The organism is Streptomyces sp. MZ04, from assembly GCF_004684775.1.
GTDB lineage: Bacteria > Actinomycetota > Actinomycetes > Streptomycetales > Streptomycetaceae > Streptomyces.
The window spans coordinates 1-17,528 of record NZ_SRIC01000040.1 but is presented as its reverse complement, the minus strand read 5'-3'; the positions used below and the strand labels follow the sequence as shown (position 1 = coordinate 17,528).

General features: G+C 70.6%; 20 protein-coding genes and 2 pseudogenes. 6 read left to right on the top strand and 16 right to left on the bottom strand.

The window, feature by feature from the left end; all coding sequences use genetic code 11:
• The first annotated feature begins 3 nt into the window (after positions 1-3).
• Positions 4-1,002, top strand: coding sequence for a type I glyceraldehyde-3-phosphate dehydrogenase (gene gap / locus E2651_RS11955; RefSeq protein ID WP_135331061.1), 999 nt, complete (start codon positions 4-6; stop codon positions 1,000-1,002).
• A gap of 77 nt (positions 1,003-1,079) precedes the next feature.
• Here gap and E2651_RS11950 read toward each other — a convergent pair whose 3' ends face one another.
• Positions 1,080-1,988, bottom strand: a complete 909-nt coding sequence (locus E2651_RS11950; protein WP_135331060.1) for an AAA family ATPase — start codon at positions 1,986-1,988, stop codon at positions 1,080-1,082.
• Positions 1,988-3,076 (bottom strand): RNA ligase, encoded by a 1,089-nt coding sequence (locus tag E2651_RS11945; protein ID WP_135331059.1) that lies wholly within the window; start codon positions 3,074-3,076, stop codon positions 1,988-1,990. The genes E2651_RS11950 and E2651_RS11945 overlap by 1 nt, the downstream gene beginning before the upstream one ends.
• Positions 3,077-3,231: 155 nt before the next feature.
• Here E2651_RS11945 and E2651_RS43900 point away from each other — a divergent pair, with 155 nt between their 5' ends.
• Complete coding sequence (locus E2651_RS43900; protein WP_167828775.1) at positions 3,232-3,375, top strand: hypothetical protein; 144 nt, start codon at positions 3,232-3,234, stop codon at positions 3,373-3,375.
• A gap of 128 nt (positions 3,376-3,503) precedes the next feature.
• Here the strand turns inward: E2651_RS43900 and E2651_RS11940 are convergent, their stop codons facing one another.
• The 3 genes from E2651_RS11940 to E2651_RS11930 all read right to left on the bottom strand — a co-directional run bounded on the left by E2651_RS11940 (position 3,504) and on the right by E2651_RS11930 (position 6,652).
• Complete coding sequence (locus E2651_RS11940; protein WP_135331058.1) at positions 3,504-4,682, bottom strand: hypothetical protein; 1,179 nt, start codon at positions 4,680-4,682, stop codon at positions 3,504-3,506.
• Positions 4,679-5,824 carry a hypothetical protein gene (locus E2651_RS11935; protein ID WP_245238754.1) on the bottom strand — a complete coding sequence of 382 codons (1,146 nt, stop codon included), beginning with the start codon at positions 5,822-5,824 and terminating at the stop codon, positions 4,679-4,681. The genes E2651_RS11940 and E2651_RS11935 overlap by 4 nt, the downstream gene beginning before the upstream one ends.
• A gap of 171 nt (positions 5,825-5,995) precedes the next feature.
• Positions 5,996-6,652, bottom strand: a complete 657-nt coding sequence (locus E2651_RS11930) for a thymidine kinase (RefSeq protein ID WP_135331081.1) — start codon at positions 6,650-6,652, stop codon at positions 5,996-5,998.
• On the opposite strand from E2651_RS11930, the gene E2651_RS43895 reads away from it, so the two are divergent.
• Positions 6,537-6,812 (top strand): hypothetical protein, encoded by a 276-nt coding sequence (locus tag E2651_RS43895; RefSeq protein ID WP_167828771.1) that lies wholly within the window; start codon positions 6,537-6,539, stop codon positions 6,810-6,812. The two genes, E2651_RS11930 and E2651_RS43895, sit on opposite strands and share 116 nt — an antisense overlap.
• Before the next feature lie 485 nt (positions 6,813-7,297).
• Here the strand turns inward: E2651_RS43895 and E2651_RS43890 are convergent, their stop codons facing one another.
• Complete coding sequence (locus tag E2651_RS43890) at positions 7,298-7,468, bottom strand: hypothetical protein (protein WP_167828774.1); 171 nt, start codon at positions 7,466-7,468, stop codon at positions 7,298-7,300.
• A 12-nt stretch (positions 7,469-7,480) separates the two neighbouring features.
• Here E2651_RS43890 and E2651_RS11925 point away from each other — a divergent pair, with 12 nt between their 5' ends.
• Complete coding sequence (locus E2651_RS11925) at positions 7,481-8,239, top strand: endonuclease/exonuclease/phosphatase family protein (RefSeq protein WP_245238752.1); 759 nt, start codon at positions 7,481-7,483, stop codon at positions 8,237-8,239.
• Between the two features lie 223 nt (positions 8,240-8,462).
• Here E2651_RS11925 and E2651_RS11920 read toward each other — a convergent pair whose 3' ends face one another.
• Positions 8,463-8,645, bottom strand: a complete 183-nt coding sequence (locus E2651_RS11920) for a hypothetical protein (protein ID WP_135331057.1) — start codon at positions 8,643-8,645, stop codon at positions 8,463-8,465.
• Positions 8,646-9,633: 988 nt separating this feature from the next.
• On the opposite strand from E2651_RS11920, the pseudogene E2651_RS44625 reads away from it, so the two are divergent.
• Positions 9,634-9,741 (top strand): annotated as a pseudogene (locus tag E2651_RS44625) (IS5/IS1182 family transposase); the annotation flags it as partial.
• 16 nt (positions 9,742-9,757) lie between these two features.
• On the opposite strand, the gene E2651_RS11910 reads toward E2651_RS44625, so the two are convergent.
• Positions 9,758-10,342: a TetR/AcrR family transcriptional regulator gene (locus E2651_RS11910; protein WP_167828773.1), complete on the bottom strand. Its 585-nt coding sequence runs from the start codon at positions 10,340-10,342 to the stop codon at positions 9,758-9,760.
• A gap of 137 nt (positions 10,343-10,479) precedes the next feature.
• Here E2651_RS11910 and E2651_RS11905 point away from each other — a divergent pair, with 137 nt between their 5' ends.
• Positions 10,480-11,346 carry a class I SAM-dependent methyltransferase gene (locus tag E2651_RS11905; RefSeq protein WP_135331056.1) on the top strand — a complete coding sequence of 289 codons (867 nt, stop codon included), beginning with the start codon at positions 10,480-10,482 and terminating at the stop codon, positions 11,344-11,346.
• A gap of 53 nt (positions 11,347-11,399) precedes the next feature.
• On the opposite strand, the pseudogene E2651_RS11900 reads toward E2651_RS11905, so the two are convergent.
• The 8 genes and pseudogenes from E2651_RS11900 to E2651_RS11865 all read right to left on the bottom strand — a co-directional run.
• Positions 11,400-11,507, bottom strand: a pseudogene (locus E2651_RS11900) (thymidine kinase); the annotation flags it as partial.
• 313 nt (positions 11,508-11,820) lie between these two features.
• Complete coding sequence (locus tag E2651_RS11895) at positions 11,821-12,807, bottom strand: SWIM zinc finger family protein (protein WP_167828772.1); 987 nt, start codon at positions 12,805-12,807, stop codon at positions 11,821-11,823.
• Between the two features lie 160 nt (positions 12,808-12,967).
• Positions 12,968-13,411, bottom strand: coding sequence for a PIN domain-containing protein (locus E2651_RS11890; RefSeq protein ID WP_135331054.1), 444 nt, complete (start codon positions 13,409-13,411; stop codon positions 12,968-12,970).
• Positions 13,408-13,662: a CopG family transcriptional regulator gene (locus E2651_RS11885; protein WP_135331053.1), complete on the bottom strand. Its 255-nt coding sequence runs from the start codon at positions 13,660-13,662 to the stop codon at positions 13,408-13,410. The genes E2651_RS11890 and E2651_RS11885 overlap by 4 nt, the downstream gene beginning before the upstream one ends.
• Positions 13,663-14,057: 395 nt before the next feature.
• The gene (locus E2651_RS11880) at positions 14,058-14,708 is read right to left on the bottom strand and encodes a thymidine kinase (protein WP_135331052.1); all 651 of its coding nucleotides are present in this window, start codon (positions 14,706-14,708) and stop codon (positions 14,058-14,060) included.
• A gap of 56 nt (positions 14,709-14,764) precedes the next feature.
• Positions 14,765-15,958: a nucleotide pyrophosphatase/phosphodiesterase family protein gene (locus E2651_RS11875; RefSeq protein ID WP_209446123.1), complete on the bottom strand. Its 1,194-nt coding sequence runs from the start codon at positions 15,956-15,958 to the stop codon at positions 14,765-14,767.
• On the bottom strand, positions 15,958-16,554 hold the full coding sequence (locus tag E2651_RS11870) for a DUF5998 family protein (protein ID WP_135331050.1): 597 nt from the start codon (positions 16,552-16,554) through the stop codon (positions 15,958-15,960). Before E2651_RS11870 ends, E2651_RS11875 begins: the two co-directional genes overlap by 1 nt.
• A gap of 42 nt (positions 16,555-16,596) precedes the next feature.
• The coding region (locus E2651_RS11865) for an acetate--CoA ligase family protein (RefSeq protein ID WP_209446122.1) at positions 16,597-17,528 on the bottom strand (932 nt) is incomplete at its 5' end.

The window sequence follows — 17,528 nt, the reverse complement described above, 5'->3', positions numbered from 1 at the left end:
CAGATGACTCGCATCGCCATCAACGGATTCGGCCGCATCGGACGCAACGTGCTGCGCGCCCTGCTCGAACGCGACACCACTCTCGAAATCGTCGCGGTCAACGACCTCACCGAGCCCGCCGCCCTCGCGCGGCTGCTCGCCTTCGACACGACGGCCGGCCGGCTCGGCCGCCCGGTGACCGTGGACGGCAACGCCCTTGTCGTGGACGGCCGTCGGATCACCGTGCTCGCCGAGCGGGACCCGGCCCAGCTGCCGTGGGGCGAGCTCGGCGTCGAGATCGTGCTGGAGGCGACCGGCCGGTTCACCTCGGCGAAGGCCGCGCGCGCCCACATCGACGCGGGCGCCAAGAAGGTGCTCGTCGGCGCCCCGTCGGACGGTGCCGACGTCACGCTCGCCTACGGCGTCAACTCCGGTGCCTACGACCCCGACACGCACACCATCGTCTCGAACGCGTCGTGCACGACCAACGCGCTGGCCCCGCTGGCCGCGGTCCTGGACGACCTTGCGGGCATCGAGCACGGCTTCATGACGACCGTGCACGCCTACACCCAGGAGCAGAACCTCCAGGACGGCCCGCACCGCGACGCGCGACGCGCCCGTGCCGCCGCCGTCAACATCGCGCCGACCACGACGGGTGCGGCCAAGGCGATCGGGCATGTCCTGCCGAACCTCGACGGCAAGCTGTCGGGCGACTCGATCCGGGTACCCGTACCGGTGGGCTCGTTGGTCGAGCTCAACACGACCGTCTCCCGTGACGTGAGCCGCGACGAGGTGCTCGAGGCCTACCGTGCCGCCGCCGAGGGCCCGTTGGCCGGCGTCCTCGAGTACTCCGAGGACGAGCTGGTGTCGTCCGACATCGTCGGCAACCCCGCCTCGTCGATCTTCGACTCGGCTCTCACCCGGGTCGAAGGACGCCACATCAAGGTGGTCGCCTGGTACGACAACGAGTGGGGCTTCTCCAACCGCGTGGTGGACTCGCTCCAACTCCTGGCCGGCAACTGACCCCGCCTGCTGCGGCTTACTGGACCGGCAGCACGTCCGGGGAGAGCGCCGCCGCCCGCGCCACCGCGCTCGTCACATCAGAAGTCGCCGTCCGCGACCTGAAGGACCGTCAGGCCGATGGCCCGCCAGGCCTGGACGACCTGGCTGCGGTCGTCCAGGACGCACGACACGTCGTACGCGTCACGCACGTGCACGTCGAAAAGCTCGACCTTCACGATCGAGTCCTTCCGGGAGTCCCCAGACGGTCGCATGAACGGGCCCGAGTACGGGACCCCGACGTGCTCGGTCAACCACGCCTCGGTGGCCTCCCGGCAGCCGTGGGTGCGGCCGGACAGGAACACGATCTGGTTGCCCGCTGCGTGCAGCGCCCGTACGACATCGATCACCGGCGGATTCGGCAGGTCCTCGTGCACCCGCGTCTCGTCGAACGGGCTGCGCCCCGCCATCAGCGCGACCGTCCCGTCGACATCCACCAGGACCGCCTTCGGGCTGCCCTGCTTCGGCTCGTACATCCGCCCCACCGGGGCGGCTTCGCGGCTCTCCTCCGGCATCGGCAGCGGCGACCGCTTCCCGGCCAGGAAGCGCAGATGGAGAGCGCGAATGGTGTCCTCGCCCACCGAGGGCTCGCGCGCCGCGTCCCGCCCCAGGCAGGTGTCGAGCGGGACATGGGTGAAGTCGTGCACCCGCAGCTCCGCCCCGGCCCGGTCCGCGAGACGGGCCAAGTCGCGGGCGACCCGCTGCGGCAGATTGGTGTCGTCGCAGACCACGTCGTAGCCGCGGCGCAGGAGATCGAGGATCGCCGCGTCCCGGGCCGCCATGACGCGCTTCTCCGTCACGCCCTTGATGTGCTCACCGAAGTCGAGCATGGCGCGCAGGTCGTCACGGTTGACGCGGGCCCGGCCGCTGCGGTTCTCCGCGGTCCAGGCGCGCGCCCAGGTCGTCTTGCCGCTGGCAGGCAGGCCTCGGGTGAAGTGCAGGGTGGGCATCAGGCGTTGTCCTCGGTGGTGAAGTTGGCGGGGCGGAGGTTGCCCTCCGGGCGCAGGGTGTGCCAGATCCGGGCCGACGGGTCACGGCCGTCCAGGAGCTGGAACAGCCAGGCGCGCAGCGGCGAACGGCCGGCGAGGGTGGCGTACTCCTTGCGCGTCCACCCCTCGGGCAGAGCGCCGAGAATGCGCCGGTGCTCGGCGGTCACCTCGGCGAGGATCACCTCGCGCCGCCCGGTCAGATCGGCCTCGACCTCCTTGACCCAGCCGTGGAATTCGTCAGGCAGCCCGTCGCAGATCTCGGCGACGGTGTCTCCCTCGCCGAGCCGCTCCCAGACCGCTCGCGCATTGAGGCCGGTGATGATCCGGTGCAGAGCCACATAGTCGTCCTGCTTGATTTTGATCATGGTGTGCCCGTGGCCGGGGAAGCGCAGCACAAGGCCTTCGGCGCCCGTGCGCGGCACGGCGGCCAGCGCCTCGGCCAGTGTCGCGAAGTCGAAGGTGCCGACTCGGGGTCCCTCCCACGGCAGTTCGTCCGCGGGAACCGGAGCACCGGTCGCCATATCGACACCGCCGAGCAGCACGAGATCATCCAGCTGTCCGTAATCGCAGACGATCCGGTTCTCCGGGAAGATGATCTCGAAGAGGTAGGTGACACCGGGTTTGATCTCCGCAGTGGCCGCGTACCGCTCCTGCCACACCTTTGTCGCGTGCAGTGCCTGGTCGGAGGCGAAGGAGCCCCGGGTTGCGACCGCGTACCCGCCCTCCGACACCGGGTAGAGGATGCCGAGCGAGCCGTCAAGCTTGTCGGTCGCCACCACGGGGTCGTCCAGGCCGAAGGTCCCCTCGGGATGCTCGGCGAAGTTGAAGAACTTCGCGTACGGCCGGGCCAGGACCTGGCCCTGCCTGTCGACCACCAGCCCGCGGCACTGCCGGGTGGCCTCGTTCCACTCGCGCTCGAACTGGGCCTTCTCGGTGTAGTTGAGAATGCGCAGCGGCAGCGTGGGGTGGATCTGCTCGCGTATGAAGCCCTCGTCGAGGCAGCGCGCGAGCAGGGCAGGGTCGAGCAGGTCACCGAGGTGGGAAAGCATGGCCTCTCCAGACAGGCCGGGGCAAAGGACTCGCCGATCATGTCAGTGACTCGTTGGGCGGCGCCTTTTCTTTTCCCGCCTCCTGTTTCGCACCTCGTGTTTCCTGCTTCCGGCCGGTCGCCGCCCGCAGACGGTAACGGGGGGCGGCGTCACCGGTGTTGCCGCAGCTGTGTGAACTCTGGGGAGTCGACGCGCCGTCGCCGAGCTTCGACGACTTCAACCGACTGGTCGTCGAATGGGGCGAGGTGCTCGGCGAAGCCCACCGGCGCGGCTGGGGCGTCATCGGCTTGCCCATCTGAGGCAACTGGGCGGCCGCCGCGGTGCACGTCGGTCGGCGGCCTGATCGGCCAGGTCAACCAGATCGAGCCGGAGGGCGATCTGCTGACCTGGATCTGCGGCGGACTGAGGCACGGCGGCCGGGCAGGAGTCAGCGGCTCTCGCCCGGCCGTGGCAGTTTCAGTTTCAGCGGGCCGCAGCCGAGGCGGGCGGCCTCGGCCTCGACGTAGCGGGGGAAGAGGGTACGCAGGTCCGCGCCGGCGGTCTCGCGCTCGTTGGCCTGTACGACGAACACGGTCTCGCCCGCCTGGCAACGGGCCTGGAAGACACCGAGGTTGGGGCCGAGGCCGCCGAAGCCGGTGGCGGAGCGCACCCGGTCGCCCTCGTACAGCGCCATCCTCGTGAAGATGCTGGCCAGCCGCGGGTCCTCGACGGTCATCAGGCGCTGCCTCGGCTGCGAGCCGGTGACGTCCCGGTCGCAGGTGCGCACCGGCCCGTGCCCGTTGGTGATCATGGGGTACTTGGTCGGCTTGCGCTTCTTGCCCAGGGTCAGGCCCTTGATGCCGCAGAGCGCGTCCGGCTTCTCGGTGCGGGTGTAGCGGGCGGCCTTCGGCAGGCGTTCGACCGGATCGGCGATCGTGCCGGTGCAGCCCAGGTCCGCGCTGACCTTGTTGGCGAGCTTCACGACCATGCGGGCCATCGCGTCCCGCTCCTTGGTACGCGGCTCCATGTCGGTGATCCAGCTGCCCTTGGCGATGTCCACGACGGTCGGCCCGTCGAGGTCGCCGGGGCGGCCGAGGCAGCCGTCCGGGATGGCGAGCCAGGCGCGGCTGTCCGAGGCCATGCCGAGGAGGCCGCCGCCGAGCGGGGTGAGGCGGGCGGAGAGGAACTCGTCGGCCCACTTGCCGTCGTCGCCGGCCCGGTCGTCAAGGCGGTGCACCCGGGCGGTGAGCGCCCATTCGTCGCCGTCGCTGTTCGTCAACTGGCAGTTGCCGGTGGGGCCGTCCGAAGAGCGCGCACCGTACAGCACCGACGCCTCGACCGCCTTGACGTCCTCCGGCTCGCGGAATATCGGGGCGAGGTCGTCGCGAGACAGCGCGCCCCAGCACAGTTTGTCCGGCGCGAACGGCCCGGCCTGCACCTGCCAGGCCATGCCGCCGACACCGAGCAGCACCCCGGCGAGGCCCGCGGCCAGCAGCGGCCGGACCCGGCCACGCAGCAGCCGGCGCCAGCGCCACCCGCGCCGACGCCGACGCCGCTCGCTGAGCAACTCCCGCTCGGCGGGCAGGGGCTGCTCGTAGCGGTTCGGCTCGTCCTCTGCGCCGCTCACCGGGCGGCTCCCTTCGGGGCGATGGGGGCACAGCCCAGGCGGGCCGCGGCCGCGTTGGCGAAAGCGGCGAGGTGGTCGGGGTCGCTGGAGGAGCCCATCAAGAAGGTGGCGGTCCGGCCGGCGCAGTCGGCCCGCACGATCGCGCGCTTCTCACCGATGGTGCCCGTGCCGCGCCAACCACGGGCCGCGGGGCGCTCGCCCACGATGCCGTCGAACACCGCGGCCAGCCGCGGCTGCGCGACCATGGCCAGGTCCAGGTACGGTACGTCGTCGCGATCGCCGCGGACGCTGCACGTCTGCAGGTCGCGGGTGACCGCGCCGGTCTGGTCCTCGATGTCCTCCGTGCCGAGACGCAGGCCGCGGATGCCGCAGACGTCGTCAGAGGCGCTGAAGATACGGTCCCTCTCGCCCGGCAGGTCGTAGACCGGCGAGCTGACCCTCAGCGGCTCGTCCGGCGCGCAACCGGCCGCCGCCATCCCCCGGTTGGCCGCCGCGACGAGCAGCACCGCCGCCTCCCGGGCGCCGCCCAGGTCGGCCGGATCGTTCTGGGTGTACGAGGGGCCGCTGCTGTACATGCCGGACGCGTCCATGGTGACGACGGTCGGCCGACCGTCCTCCGTATCGCAGGACTTCGGGAGCACGAGCAGGCCGCCGCGCCCGTTGACCGTGCCCGGCAGGCCGTCCGGGAGCGGGACCATGTCACCGCCCAGGAAACCGTCGTGGACCATGGAGAGCCGGGCCTCCGCGGCCTTGGGGACCGGTCCGTACTCGACGGACACCCGCTGGTCGACGGAGACCTCGTCACCGTCGTAACTGCTCTCGTAGTCGCTGTCGATGGCGACCTCACAGCTGCCGGTCGGGCGCTCGCGGGTGGGCGCCGTCTCCTTGGCGGTGCGTGACCCGTCGTCATCGTCACCGAAGGCCTCGTCGCCGAGGAAGCCCGGACCGCTGTCCTCTTCCCAGGCGCCCCAGCAGTAGCGGTCCTTCGGCCACGGCCACGTGTCCGCCGCCCACGTACCGAGCCCGGTGCCCGCAAGCACGAGCACCAGCGCGGATATCAGCAACAACCGGCCGCGCCTGCTGTGCGGCAGCGCCCGGCGCAACCGACCGGGCGCCGCAGGCGCCTCGTCTGTCTCACTCACCCCGTGATCCCCTCCGACGGCGGAGTGTATCCCCCGTCAGGAGCAGCTCACCTCGTCCATACCGAGGCCTGGCGGCTACTCCGCGCAGGGCCGCTCCGCCGGACCGCTCTGCCGGACCGCTCTGCCGGACCGCTCCGCGACCGAAGCCGCTACGGCAAGCCGCCGACAGTGTCAGGCGGAGGTGACCGGCAGCACGTCGGGCGACAGGGCCGCCGCCCGCGCCGCGGCGCTCGTCATCCGCCTGCGGTGATGGCGCCGGCACAACACCTCGTACCCGACCTCCCCAGCCAGCCGGTCCACATCCCCCACCACGACCTGCTCCCCCTCGACCACCATCTCCCCGTCCACCGTACGAGCGTTGTGCGTGGCCCGTGCCCCGCACCAGCACATCGCCTCGACCTGCAACGTCTCGACCCGGTCGGCCAGCTCGATCAAACGCTGCGACCCCGGGAACAGCTTGGTACGGAAGTCCGTGGTGATGCCGAACGCGAAGACGTCCAACTCCAAGTCGTCCACGACACGGGCCAACTGGTCGGTCTGCTCGGGCGCGAGGAACTGGGCCTCATCAACGATCACGTAGTCCACCCGGCGGCCCTGCGACATCTGGTCCACCAGAAACCCATACAGATCCATGCCCGGCGCCGCTTCGACCGCCTCCGTCACCAGGCCAAGCCGCGAGGACAGCTTCCCCTCCCCCGCACGGTCGTCACGGGTGAAGATCACGCCCTGTAGACCCCGCGCCGAACGGTTGTGCCCGATCTGGAGCGCCAGCGTGCTCTTGCTTGGGAATTCGCCACATCCGATGCGCGTCGCTCCGGCGGAGCGCATCGAGGTCGCCGGCATCCGTCCCGAGCGCGTGCCACCGAAAGATCTGGCAACGCCCGAGCCGCCGGACGCAGAATGCCTGCTTCTCTACGACGCCCTCACCAGCCGCTGGGCTTGGCCGGGCGCTCACGCGTTCCCGGGGCTCTACTGGGCCACTGGCTGACCGGCTGCACCGCTACACGCTCGGCCGACGAGTGACCGGCGTGCTCCTCGGCGTGCCCTTGGTCCTGCCCGTCGTCGCTCCGACGCTGCCGGGGTCGTGGCGAAGAGGACGGTGGAGACCCTGGAGTCTCTCCTTCTCGGCGTGGCCGCCCGGTCCAGCAGTCGCCTCTGGAGCGCAACGGCATCCACCTGAACCGCCTCCGCCTTGCACTGCAGTACAGCGGGCGACCGCGCGCGGAGCTGGAGAACCTGAGGGGCGTCGACCGCGGACTCTTGGAATCGGCAACAGACTCGGAGCTCGACGACACCTCCGGATACTCACCGATGACGCGTACCGCCCGCATCCCAATACCGCTGCTCGCGGCGATCGCCCTTTCGGGACTGGCAATTCTCATGGGACGTCTCTGCGCGCTCGGCGAGTTCACTCCGTTCATCCTGGTCTTGCTGTATCCGTACCTCTGCCAGACGGCCTCGAGGTTCGGGGTATCACTTCCGCTCGTGTCCATGGGCGGCACCGCCGATGCCGGAACCGGGGAGCCCGGACTCGTCCCACAGCGCGCAGCCGGTCGGATTGATCCAGGCGCGTGGGTTGGCGATGTCGTGTTCCTCGATCAGGGCAGCCCAGATGACGCTTGCGCCGAGACCGTCAGCGATCATGGCATTGAGTAGTTGACTGATCGGCTCGGTGAAGCCGGCATGCTCGCTCTGGCCGCCTTGATCGCCGTCCCTGCTCTGCGCAGTCTCTGGCTGGTCATCGTCGCTGCACTTCTCACAGCTGCCTACGTTGCGTTGCTGGTACCACGGTTCATACCGCACCATCAGCAGCACATCCCGGCGCAGGCACCCGAGTTGCGTGTGGCCAGCCTCAACGCCCACGTCGGCAGGGCGGATGCGCGTGCGCTGGTACAGCTGGTGAAGTCCGAACGGATAGACGTCTTGGCCGTGCAGGAGCTGCCGTCCGCTGGGATCGACGCGCTCGCCGAAGCCGGCTTGGACAACGTTCTGCCCTACCAGGAGCTCCATCCCGAGAACGACTCCTCGCTCTATTCACGGATTCCACTGACGCACGGCGGCCCGCTGAACGCAGACACCGCCTGGCCCCAGACCACCGCACAGGTGACGGTCGGTGGGCGCGCCGTACAGGTGGTGGCCGTTCACACCTATTACCCGCTGGGTGACGCGAAGCGCTGGACCCGGGACATGACCGCCCTCACCTCCGACGCCCACGACAGCGGCCCGGACACGGTGTTCCTAGGCGATTTCAACGCCTCTCTCGACCACGCTCCGATGCGCGAACTGCTCACCTCCGGTGGGCTCGCGGACACGCATGCCGAACTCGGCAATGGCTGGGCTCGCACCTGGCCCGCCAACAAGAGCCGTTGCCACCCCTGGTACAGCTCGACCACGTGTTGCACGGCTCCGGTCTGACGGGCATCTCGGTGAGCGAACGGACCATTGCGGGCACAGATCACCGGGCAGTCATCGCCACGCTCGCACTGCTGCCCACGAAGGAACGTGCTGGATAGGCCCGCCACCCACCCCGTACTCCTCGGCAGGCTTCTCCACGGGGGTCCTCTCGGCCACCGTCAGGTCGCCGACAAGACCCAATAGTCGGCAAGTTGCCCCGGAACGCTGGGCATAGTGGGGCAGCTCAGCGGTTGGTCTGCTGTCGTGCCAGGCGCCGGGCGCGCTCGCGTCGGGACTTGGAGAGCGGATCCACGGTCGTACCGGCGCCTTGGCCGGCAGGGGACTCGCCCCGACGGAGCTTGCGAGCCACGCCGCGCACGTCGTGACTGTCGGGTCCGCGGTCGATGTAGAAGAGGGCTTCGTCCACCGGGTTGTCGTCGCCGTCATCATCGGCGTCTGGAGTGGGTCTATGCGGGCGTGACGTTCATCTACACCGGCGCCGCCGTCTCTCACCTGGCCGTGGATGACGCCGCTGCGGCGGCCGGGCCGTTCGGATTCGCCGTCATCGCTTTCGTCTCATGGGTCCTCCGCCCGGCATCCCGTCGCACTCTCACATCCTGTACGTCTCCTCGGTCCGTGCCGCTGGTCTTCCGGGCGACCACCGGGATCATTGCGTTCGTCCTGCTGACTGACCGGTGGTGTCGCGGATGTGATCCAGCGCGGGGAGACCGCCGCCGGGGTGATGAAGCTCGGCTGTCCGTCGCAACTTCGCGGGCGCCTTCGCCTCACACATCGTCTCCGGGTCGTCCGCCGACCACCGGGCCTGGACGGACCTCTTCGCCATCTGCACGCTGCCTCATGGGCCACGCGACCGCAGAGCCGGCAATCGTGATCCAGGGCGGCTGACACTCCCTCAAAGACCTGCGGCGCAACCCATGGTGGGCAGCATGGCTTTTCACGGGGACGCCATACGTTCTCCAGTGCGCTGAGCGCGAACGTTCACCGGGCCGACAGCCGCTGGTAGCGGCCCAGCCAGGCGAAACGCCGCTCGATCAACCAGCGGCGCGGGACCACCGCAAAGGTGGGCGCCTCGCGCGGTGGAGCATGTGCTCGTTCCCCGGCCCACAACATGGCGCCGCCGTCGCGGTCTCTTACGTTCGCCGGGCTGACGCAGGCCGCCAGAACCGGGCCAAGGGGGTCGCCCAGGAGGTGGCGCTCGATGGTACGTAGTACGTGGCGGATCGAGGGCCGAATACGTGAGCCGGCTGCCGTCCGCCCATCCCGGCCACCACCAGCGCGGGAACTACCAACTCGGCTGCCTGAGCGGGACTTCTCAGACACCCCCTGGTTGCGCTTCGTGGCAGGACGCGGATGCACAGGAGTTGGAAGGTTCCGCGGCCGTACACCTGGCGGGGCGCAACCGCCGTTGCCTACGGCGTCGGCAGACCAAGCACACCACACCCGAACGCCGTGACCAACAGGCCGACCGCCAACGCCGTGGCAGCGACGGCGGCAGGCCCACCCGCTTGACAACAGGACCTAGCCGTCCACCAACGCGGCCACCAGGCGCGTCATGGAGGGCCGCGGGTCAGGTGTGCCCGGCCAGCCGGTCATCAGGAGGTGGTGGGCGGTGCCGACGATGGCCAGGGCCACGGTGCGTGGGTCGATGGTCTCCGCCACCCGGCCGAGCCCCTGCTCGGCCTTCAGATAGCCGGTGATGGCCTCCTGGATCGCGGTGAAGCCGGGCGCCCCGCTTGCCAGGGCCTCGCGGATGCGCAGCGAGGCGGCGGGGCGGGTCATGGCAAGGCCCGATATGGCGGGGCCGCCGGAGTCGAACAGCGCGAGGGCGACGCCGTCGAGGTTCCGGGCCACCGTGCCCTGCCCGGCGAGCCCCGACAGCGCCTGCGCCTTCACCGCCGTCCGCGCGAACCGGTCGAGGCAGAGCTCGGCCACGAACTCGTCGAACCCCGCGAAGTGCACGTGCAACAGCCCCTTGGCGCAGCCCGCCTCAGTGGTGACGGCCCGGCTGGTGAGCGCGCCGGGCCCACCCCTTTCCACGACGCGCTCGGCGGCCGCGAACAGCCGCTCGCGTACGTCCGGCGTCGCCACTCCGCGCGGTGACATGGGCCTTCCTTCCGTTCCGCCGCCGTCGCCCTCAAGGGGCACAACTCCGTGGATGTTAGCGGGGATTGCCAGTTTGGGCACACGCCCATACTGTTTGGGCGCACGCCCATTCTCGTCATCCACCACAGGAGGCACCCGTGCCGGACGTCGTCAACACCGAGCAGGCACAGGCATGGAACGGCCCCGAAGGCACCCACTGGGCCCGCAACCAGGACCGCTGGAACGCCGTGAACGAGGGCTTCAACGAGCCGCTGCTCGACGCCGCCGAAATCACCGGGGACCACCGGACCCTCGACCTCGGCTGCGGCTCCGGGCAGACCACGCGCCTCGCCGCGCTCCGGGCACCCCAAGGCCGCGCGCTGGGCCTCGACCTGTCCGGCCCGATGCTGGCCGAGGCACGGGCCCGAGCCGAGCGGGAGGGCATCGCCAACGCCTCCTTCACGCAAGGCGACGCGCAGACGTACCCCTTCGAGGCGGGCGCGTTCGACGCAGCGATCAGCCGCTACGGGGTGATGTTCTTCGCCGACCCGGTAGCGGCCTTCGGCAACGTCGGCCGGGCGCTACGACCTGGCGGGCGCCTGGCGTTCATCTGCCCGGCCGATGCCAAGCTCAACGGCTGGGTGACGGCAATGGCGTCACTGCGCGACTTCCTTCCGGTCGGCGACTTCGGGAGGCCGGGGCTGCCCGGCATGTTCTCGCTGGCCGCCCCGGACCGCATCCGCGACGTCCTCGCCACGGCCGGATTCACCGGCATCGCCATCAACCAGGCTCAGGCGTACGGGGCATGGGGACACGGAGCCGAGGACGCGGCGGAGTTCCTGCTGGGCACGGGCCCCGGTCGCCACCTGATGGAGCAGGCCGACACGACCGCACGGGCCCGCGCCCGCCGCACCCTGACCGACCATCTGCGCGACCACGAGGCGACGGACGGCACGGTCCGGCTGCGCAGCACGTCATGGCTGGTCACGGCGGACCGCCCGGTCGATCCAAGGGACAGGCCCTGACTCTCGTGCTCATCGAGCATCGCTTGTGCAGTCACACAGAGGTGCTTGTGCAGTCACACGGAGGTGACCGGCAGCACGTCGGGCGACAGCGCCGCGGCCCGTGCCGCGGCGCTCGTCATCTACCGGCGGTGGTGGCGCCGGCACAGCACCTCGTAGCCGAGGACGCGGGCTTGTTCGGCGGCGAGTTCTTCGCTGCCTGGCGGGGCCGCCGTACCAGCCTTGCCGGTGCTTCGACATGTCGGTGCGCAGGGTGTCCAGGGCCGCCGCGCGTTCCGTCGCCCAGCAGTCCGCGGCGTGTGCTGCGGTACGCAAGTCCTGGTAGGCGGCGAGCGAGCGGTGGGTGCGGAACTGCTCGCGGCGTACGGCGATGACGTCAGCGGTGCGGCCGGCCTGTGTGTAGCGGGCACAGACGTAGTCGGCCGGGCGGCTGTCGGAGTTCGGAGCCTGTGCGGTCTCGCGCAGTCCGCGCTCGGCTCATGCCAGGGCCTCAGCCGTGCGGCCGGTCGCCTCCAGCTCGGAGGCGATCTGCAGGTGGGTGGCGCCGGTCGGGGTCAGGTCGGCGGCGTACACCGCGATCAGCGCGTCCACGTCTCCCTCGGCCTTGACCAGGCGTTCCATCAAGTACTTCGCTGCCCAGCCGGAGGGCGCCCGGTGCCAGGCCTCGGTCGCCAGCTGCCGCACTCTGGCCAGCCCGCTGGCGCCGAGGACGTCCCGGTAGTCGGGCAGGTCGATGCCGGTGGCGTCGTTCCCATCGCCGAGCAGATGTCCGACCAGCCACTCGGCCGTCTCGACCGGGTCCGGCCGCGCCACGTGGCACGCCTCCAGATGGGCCTCGGCAAGTTCCGAGGCGACCGAGCCGACCGAGCCGACCACACCATCGGAGTCGTCGATCTCGCCGTACCGCTGCCCGAGTTCCCTGATCGCGTCCCGGGCCAAGGCCACCGCTTGCGCGGCCTTGCCGCTGTCGGTCAGCGTGCGCAGCACGGTCACCGCCTCCGCGGCCTGCCGCCCATAGGCGTGGGCATCGGCGTACTCGACATACCCGTACCGGGCGAAGGGGCCAGGGTCCAGCAAGGCCATGACGCGGTCGCGGACCGTGCCCATGTCTGAGGAGTCACTCGCCGCACGCAGCTCCAGTCGGCGGCGCAACTCCCGGTCCCCGGCCAGCTGCTCTCGCACCAGATCCAGGAGCTGCTCGCGGGACCGCGACTGCAGCCATGACTCCAGGCCTGCCGCCCGGTCGGCAGCCGCAGCCCGCTGGCGCGGGATCCCCTCCGCCTGCCCCAGTACCGTCAGGCCCACCGCCACGCAGTGCTTGCAGAAGTGGCCCTCCTGCCCGTAGGGGCAGCCACAGGCGCCGAAGACCCCGCCTTCCTGGTTCACGGTGAGCTCGACCTCGTAGGCATCGGTGCCGTACACCGTGGCCGCGATCCAGCCGTCACCGACCTCCAGTCCCGTCACCGCATCCAGACAGCCCAGCCCAGCCCACGCTCGTACGAACGGGACCCGGCCAGAGCCCGCAGGTCTGGCCCGGTGAAACCCAATTCCCTTGCCACACCAGCCATTCAACCGGAGAGGGGAGCCCTGGTGCAGCGGTCGTGTCAGCCGTGCTGTGTGGGCCTCAGAGCGGCAGGTCGTCCGGCAGGACCCTGAATGCCTTGTGGCGGCCGAGTGGGCGCACCGCGCGGAAGTCACGGCGATCGAGGGTGAGGATCGCATCCGTGTCGTAGTCGGCGGCGAGTGCGACATTCACGGCGTCGGCCAGGTCGAGATCGAGGCCTGCGTAGCGGACGCGTACGGCCTGGGCGGCCCCCAGGTGGTCCTCGGTGATCTCCGGCACGGAGATGCGGCCCCGGCGCATCCAGTGCCGAATGTCGTCGACCGCGCTGACCGCGGCCACGCGTCCGAGCTCACGGGTGGCCACATGGTCGATCTCGGCGAGCAGCAGCGGGGACATGACGAGCAGCCCCGCAGCCATGATCGCTTCATTGGCCGCGCGGTGCTCGGGATGCGTGGAGTCGAGCGCGGCCAGCAGGCCGGAGGTGTCGGCCACCACGATGATCACGCGGCGGTCCCGGTCTCCCGCTGGACCGCATCGGCCACCGCATCGCGGACCTCGGACTTGGTGGGCGTGCGCCCCGAGCCTTCGAACGTGCGCGAGAACAGTGGCTCGTCCCAGACCCGATTGGCCATGGCGGCAAGGTGGATGCCCTGCCGGATGATCTCGGCCTCACTGATGCCACGGCGCTTGGCCGCTTCCTTGATGATGGCGAGGTCTTCCGGGTCGGCGTAGACATTGGTTCGCTTCATCGACATGTACCAACAGTAGCCCATACATCAGATTGACCCACGTCATCGACGACGGTTGTACCGCTGTACCGCCGTGGGCTACGGCAGGTCATACCTTGCCGCGATCGTGACCCGTCCACCGGAAACCCGCTGGTCACGCCCATTCCCATCTGTCGGGGACCCCGCCGGGGATTCGAACCTGTGCAGAGTCGTGCACGACGCTTGGGCACCGTCACCGGACCACGTGAACCGGCATCAGCCGGGACCGCACTTCAACCATCGACGTGGCGCACTATGACACGTCACAGATCGCTTCGATCACGATCTGCGCTCCAAGAATCCGCTGGTCACAGCCATTACCACCAGGCCACGACGGATACGCCTGCCGAGCGCGCAATGAGCACCGTCGCCGCAGGCAGAGATCAGGCAGAAGTGACCGGCAGCACGTCAGGCGACAGCACCGCCGCCCTCGCCGCGGCGCTCGTCATCCGCCTGCGGTGGTGACGCCGGCACAACACCTCGTACCCGACCTCCCCAGACAGCCGGTCCACATCCCCCACCACGACCTGCTCACCCTCGACCACCATCCCCCCGTCCAGCGTGCGCGCGTTGTGCGTGGCCCGCGCCCCACACCAGCACATCGCCTCGACCTGCAACGTCTCTATGCGGTCGGCCAGCTCGATCAGCCGCTGCGAACCAGGAAACAGCTTGGTGCGGAAGTCCGTAGTGATACCGAACGCGAAGACGTCCAACTCCAAGTCGTCCACCACCCGGGCCAACTGGTCGATCTGCTCGGGCGCGAGGAACTGGGCCTCATCCACAATGACGTAGTCCACCCGGCGGCCCTGCGACATCTGGTCCACCAGATACCCACACAGATCCATGCCCGGGGCTGCTTCGACCGCCTCCGTCACCAGGCCGAGACGCGACGAGAGCTTCCCCTCTCCCGCACGGTCGTCCCGCGTGTAGATCACACCCTGCAAGCCCCGCGCCGAACGGTTGTGCCCGATCTGAAGCGCCAGGGTGCTCTTTCCGCAGTCCATCGTTCCGGAGAAGAACACCAGCTCGGGCATGGGGAGTTGAGGCCTTTCAGGGGTACGAGAGGGGGTACGAGGTGAGGGCGGGGCGGTCAGGAGCGTACTTCCAGCAGCGGCACCAGCTGCTCGGCAGGGGTCATGGAGCCGTGCATGCCCACCAGGGCGGACTCCTTCGGCTCCTTCTCGGTGGCGATGATCGCCACGTCGTCGTGGGCCGCCGCGATGACGTCGCCGATGCGGCCGTAGACCCGCTCGTCGCAGACACCGGGCGCGCCGAACCAGCCCGCCGCGATCGCCTCGTCCCGGCTCGCCACCCAGAACTGCTCGCCGAGCACCTCGCGCCACACGGTCAGTACGTCGTTCTCGGCGCCCGGCACCGCGTACACATGGCGCGCGCGGCCCTCGCCGCCGAGGAGGGCCACGCCCGCGCGCAGCTCCCAGTCCTCGTCGAAGTCGATGCGGGACTGCTCGTCGAAGGGGATGTCGACCATGCCGTGGTCGGCGGTGACGTACAGGGCGCTGCGCGGCGGGAGTTGCTCGGCGAGGCGCTGGACCAGGCGGTCGACGTACATGAGCTGGCCGCGCCAGGCGTCGGAGTCGACGCCGAAGCGGTGGCCCTTGCCGTCCACCTCCGCGTAGTACGTGTAGACCAACGACCGGTCACCGGCGGCCAGTTGCTCGGCGGCGAGGTCCATGCGGTCCTCGCCGGAGAGCCGGCCGCGGAAGCTGCCGCCGCTCAGGGCGATCTTGGTGAGCGGAGTGTTCTCGAAGGTCGGGGACGAGACCTGGGCGGTGTGCACGCCCGCCGCGTGGGCCTGCTGGAACACCGTGGGGTACGGCTGCCACTTGCGCGGGTCCGTCCAGGGGTTCCAGCGGAGCTGGTTCATCAGCTCGCCGGTGGCGGGGTTGCGGGCGGTGTAGCCGGGCAGGCCGTGCGCGGCGGGCGGCAGGCCCGTGCCGACCGAGGCCAGGGAGGTGGCGGTGGTCGCGGGGAACCCGGCGGTGATCGGGCGTCCGGTGCCGCCACGGGAGGAGCTGATGAGCGAGGCCATGAAGGGGGCCTCTTCGGGGTGGGCGATGAGCTGCTGCCAGCCGAGGCCGTCGATCAGGAAGACGCAGTTCCGGTCGGCCGGGGCGAGCTCGCCGATGACCGGCGCGAAGCCCTCCACGCCCTGGTGGGCCACCAGCGTGGGGAGCAGATCGGCGAGGGAGCCCGCGCCGTACTCGGGCAGGGGCGCGGTGTCGAGGGCGAGCGGCTGTACGTCGTCCCAGGCGGGCAGGGACATCAGCGCGTGGTGTCCGCGGTCGCCTCGGACAGGGCCTGGGCGAAGGCCAGGGTCTGGCGCACGGCGTCCGGGCCGTCACCGGCCTCGCTGACGCGCAGGCTCAGGTCGTCGGCGGTCGAGCTGCCCGTGTAGCCGTGGTCCGCCTCGCAGTTGGGGTCGCCGCAGGCGGCGGGCTCCAGGTCGAGGCGCGATACGGCGCCCCAGCCGATGGTCAGAACGACCTCGCGGGGCAGCGAGCCGGGTACGTACTTCTCCGGGTTGGCGACGACGCGGCTGACGACGACCGACGAGATCCGGCCGATCTTCACCGACTCCGTGGACGTCGTCGCGTACGGCGTCGGGGAGGTGCTGTCCGCCGCCTGCTCGTCCGTGTGGCTCACGATGAAGCGCGTACCGGTCAGGACGAGGACGGTCACATGCCGGCGCACTTCGTTCGCGTCGAACGTGGTCTCCTGGTGGACCAGGTACGACCCGATGGGCTCGCCGCCGATCGCGGCCTCCACCGCCTCGGCCACGAGGGCCGGGTAGTAGCCGCTGCGCTCGATCGCCGCGCGCAGCCCCTGGGTCGTCGTACCGGTCTTTGCCATGCCGTCCATCCTACGACCCGCCGGAGGGCGCACGGTGCCCCAGTCGCCGCGTCAGTACCCGGGAAGCGTGCGCGGACCGAGGTCGCTGCGCGCGGGCGGCGGGGCGAGCCGGACGGAGGCGCCGAGCACGGAGACGCCGCGCTGGGCGACGACCACGGGCTCCAGGGACACGGCGACCACTTCGGGGTGATCGTCCACGAGTCGTGAGACCCGCTGGAGGAGCTCCTCCAGGGCCGGGGTGTCCACGGGCGCCGAGCCGCGCCAGCCGAACAGGAGCGGGGCGGTCCGGATGGATCTGACCAGGGAACCCGCGTCGCGGTCGGTGACCGGAATCAGCCGGTGCGCGGTGTCGCCGAGCAGCTCGGACGCGGCGCCGGCGAGTCCGAACGAGAGCACCGCTCCGGCCGCCGGGTCGATGACCGCGCGGACGACGGTGTCCACTCCGCGCGGCACCATGCCCTGGACGACCGGCCGCAGCTCGGCGGGCTTGCCGAAGGCGTCGGTCAATTCCCGGTACGCCCGGCGCAGTTGCTCCTCGTCCGCGAGGTCGAGCCGCACACCGCCGAGGTCGGCGCGGTGCCGCAGGTGCGGGGCGGTGGTCTTCAGGGCGACCGGGTAGCCGAGCATGCGGGCGGCGGCCACGGCCGCGTCCGGATCCGGCGCGGGCAGCGCCTCGCGTACGGCGATGCCGTACCGCCCGAGCAGTTCATGGGTGTCGGCCGGGGCGAGGGTGGCACCACGCGGGTCCTCGTCCTTGGCGAGCAGCTCCGCGATGCGGCCGGCGGCCCCGCTCTCGTCGATGTCGTCGTACTCGTGCACTTTCCCCGGCTCGGCGGCCTCGCGCCGCCACTGCGCGTACTTCACGGCTTCGGCGAGGGCGCGGACGGCGCGCTCGGCGGCGGGGTAGGCGGGGATGCGGTACGGCTGCGCCGGGCTGGGGGCGACGGCGGGGGCCCGTCTCTTATAGACATCTGACGCTGCCG

Coding starts and splice junctions, on each gene's coding strand:
- E2651_RS11870 (WP_135331050.1), bottom strand. CDS start 16,554: ATGGACGGCATGGCAAAGACCGGTACGACGACCCAGGGGCTGCGCGCG.
- E2651_RS11945 (WP_135331059.1), bottom strand. CDS start 3,076: ATGCTTTCCCACCTCGGTGACCTGCTCGACCCTGCCCTGCTCGCGCGC.
- E2651_RS11875 (WP_209446123.1), bottom strand. CDS start 15,958: ATGTCCCTGCCCGCCTGGGACGACGTACAGCCGCTCGCCCTCGACACC.
- E2651_RS43890 (WP_167828774.1), bottom strand. CDS start 7,468: ATGATCGCTGACGGTCTCGGCGCAAGCGTCATCTGGGCTGCCCTGATC.
- E2651_RS11885 (WP_135331053.1), bottom strand. CDS start 13,662: ATGTCGATGAAGCGAACCAATGTCTACGCCGACCCGGAAGACCTCGCC.
- E2651_RS11950 (WP_135331060.1), bottom strand. CDS start 1,988: ATGCCCACCCTGCACTTCACCCGAGGCCTGCCTGCCAGCGGCAAGACG.
- E2651_RS11930 (WP_135331081.1), bottom strand. CDS start 6,652: ATGCGCTCCGCCGGAGCGACGCGCATCGGATGTGGCGAATTCCCAAGC.
- E2651_RS11910 (WP_167828773.1), bottom strand. CDS start 10,342: ATGTCACCGCGCGGAGTGGCGACGCCGGACGTACGCGAGCGGCTGTTC.
- E2651_RS11880 (WP_135331052.1), bottom strand. CDS start 14,708: ATGCCCGAGCTGGTGTTCTTCTCCGGAACGATGGACTGCGGAAAGAGC.
- gap (WP_135331061.1), top strand. CDS start 4: ATGACTCGCATCGCCATCAACGGATTCGGCCGCATCGGACGCAACGTG.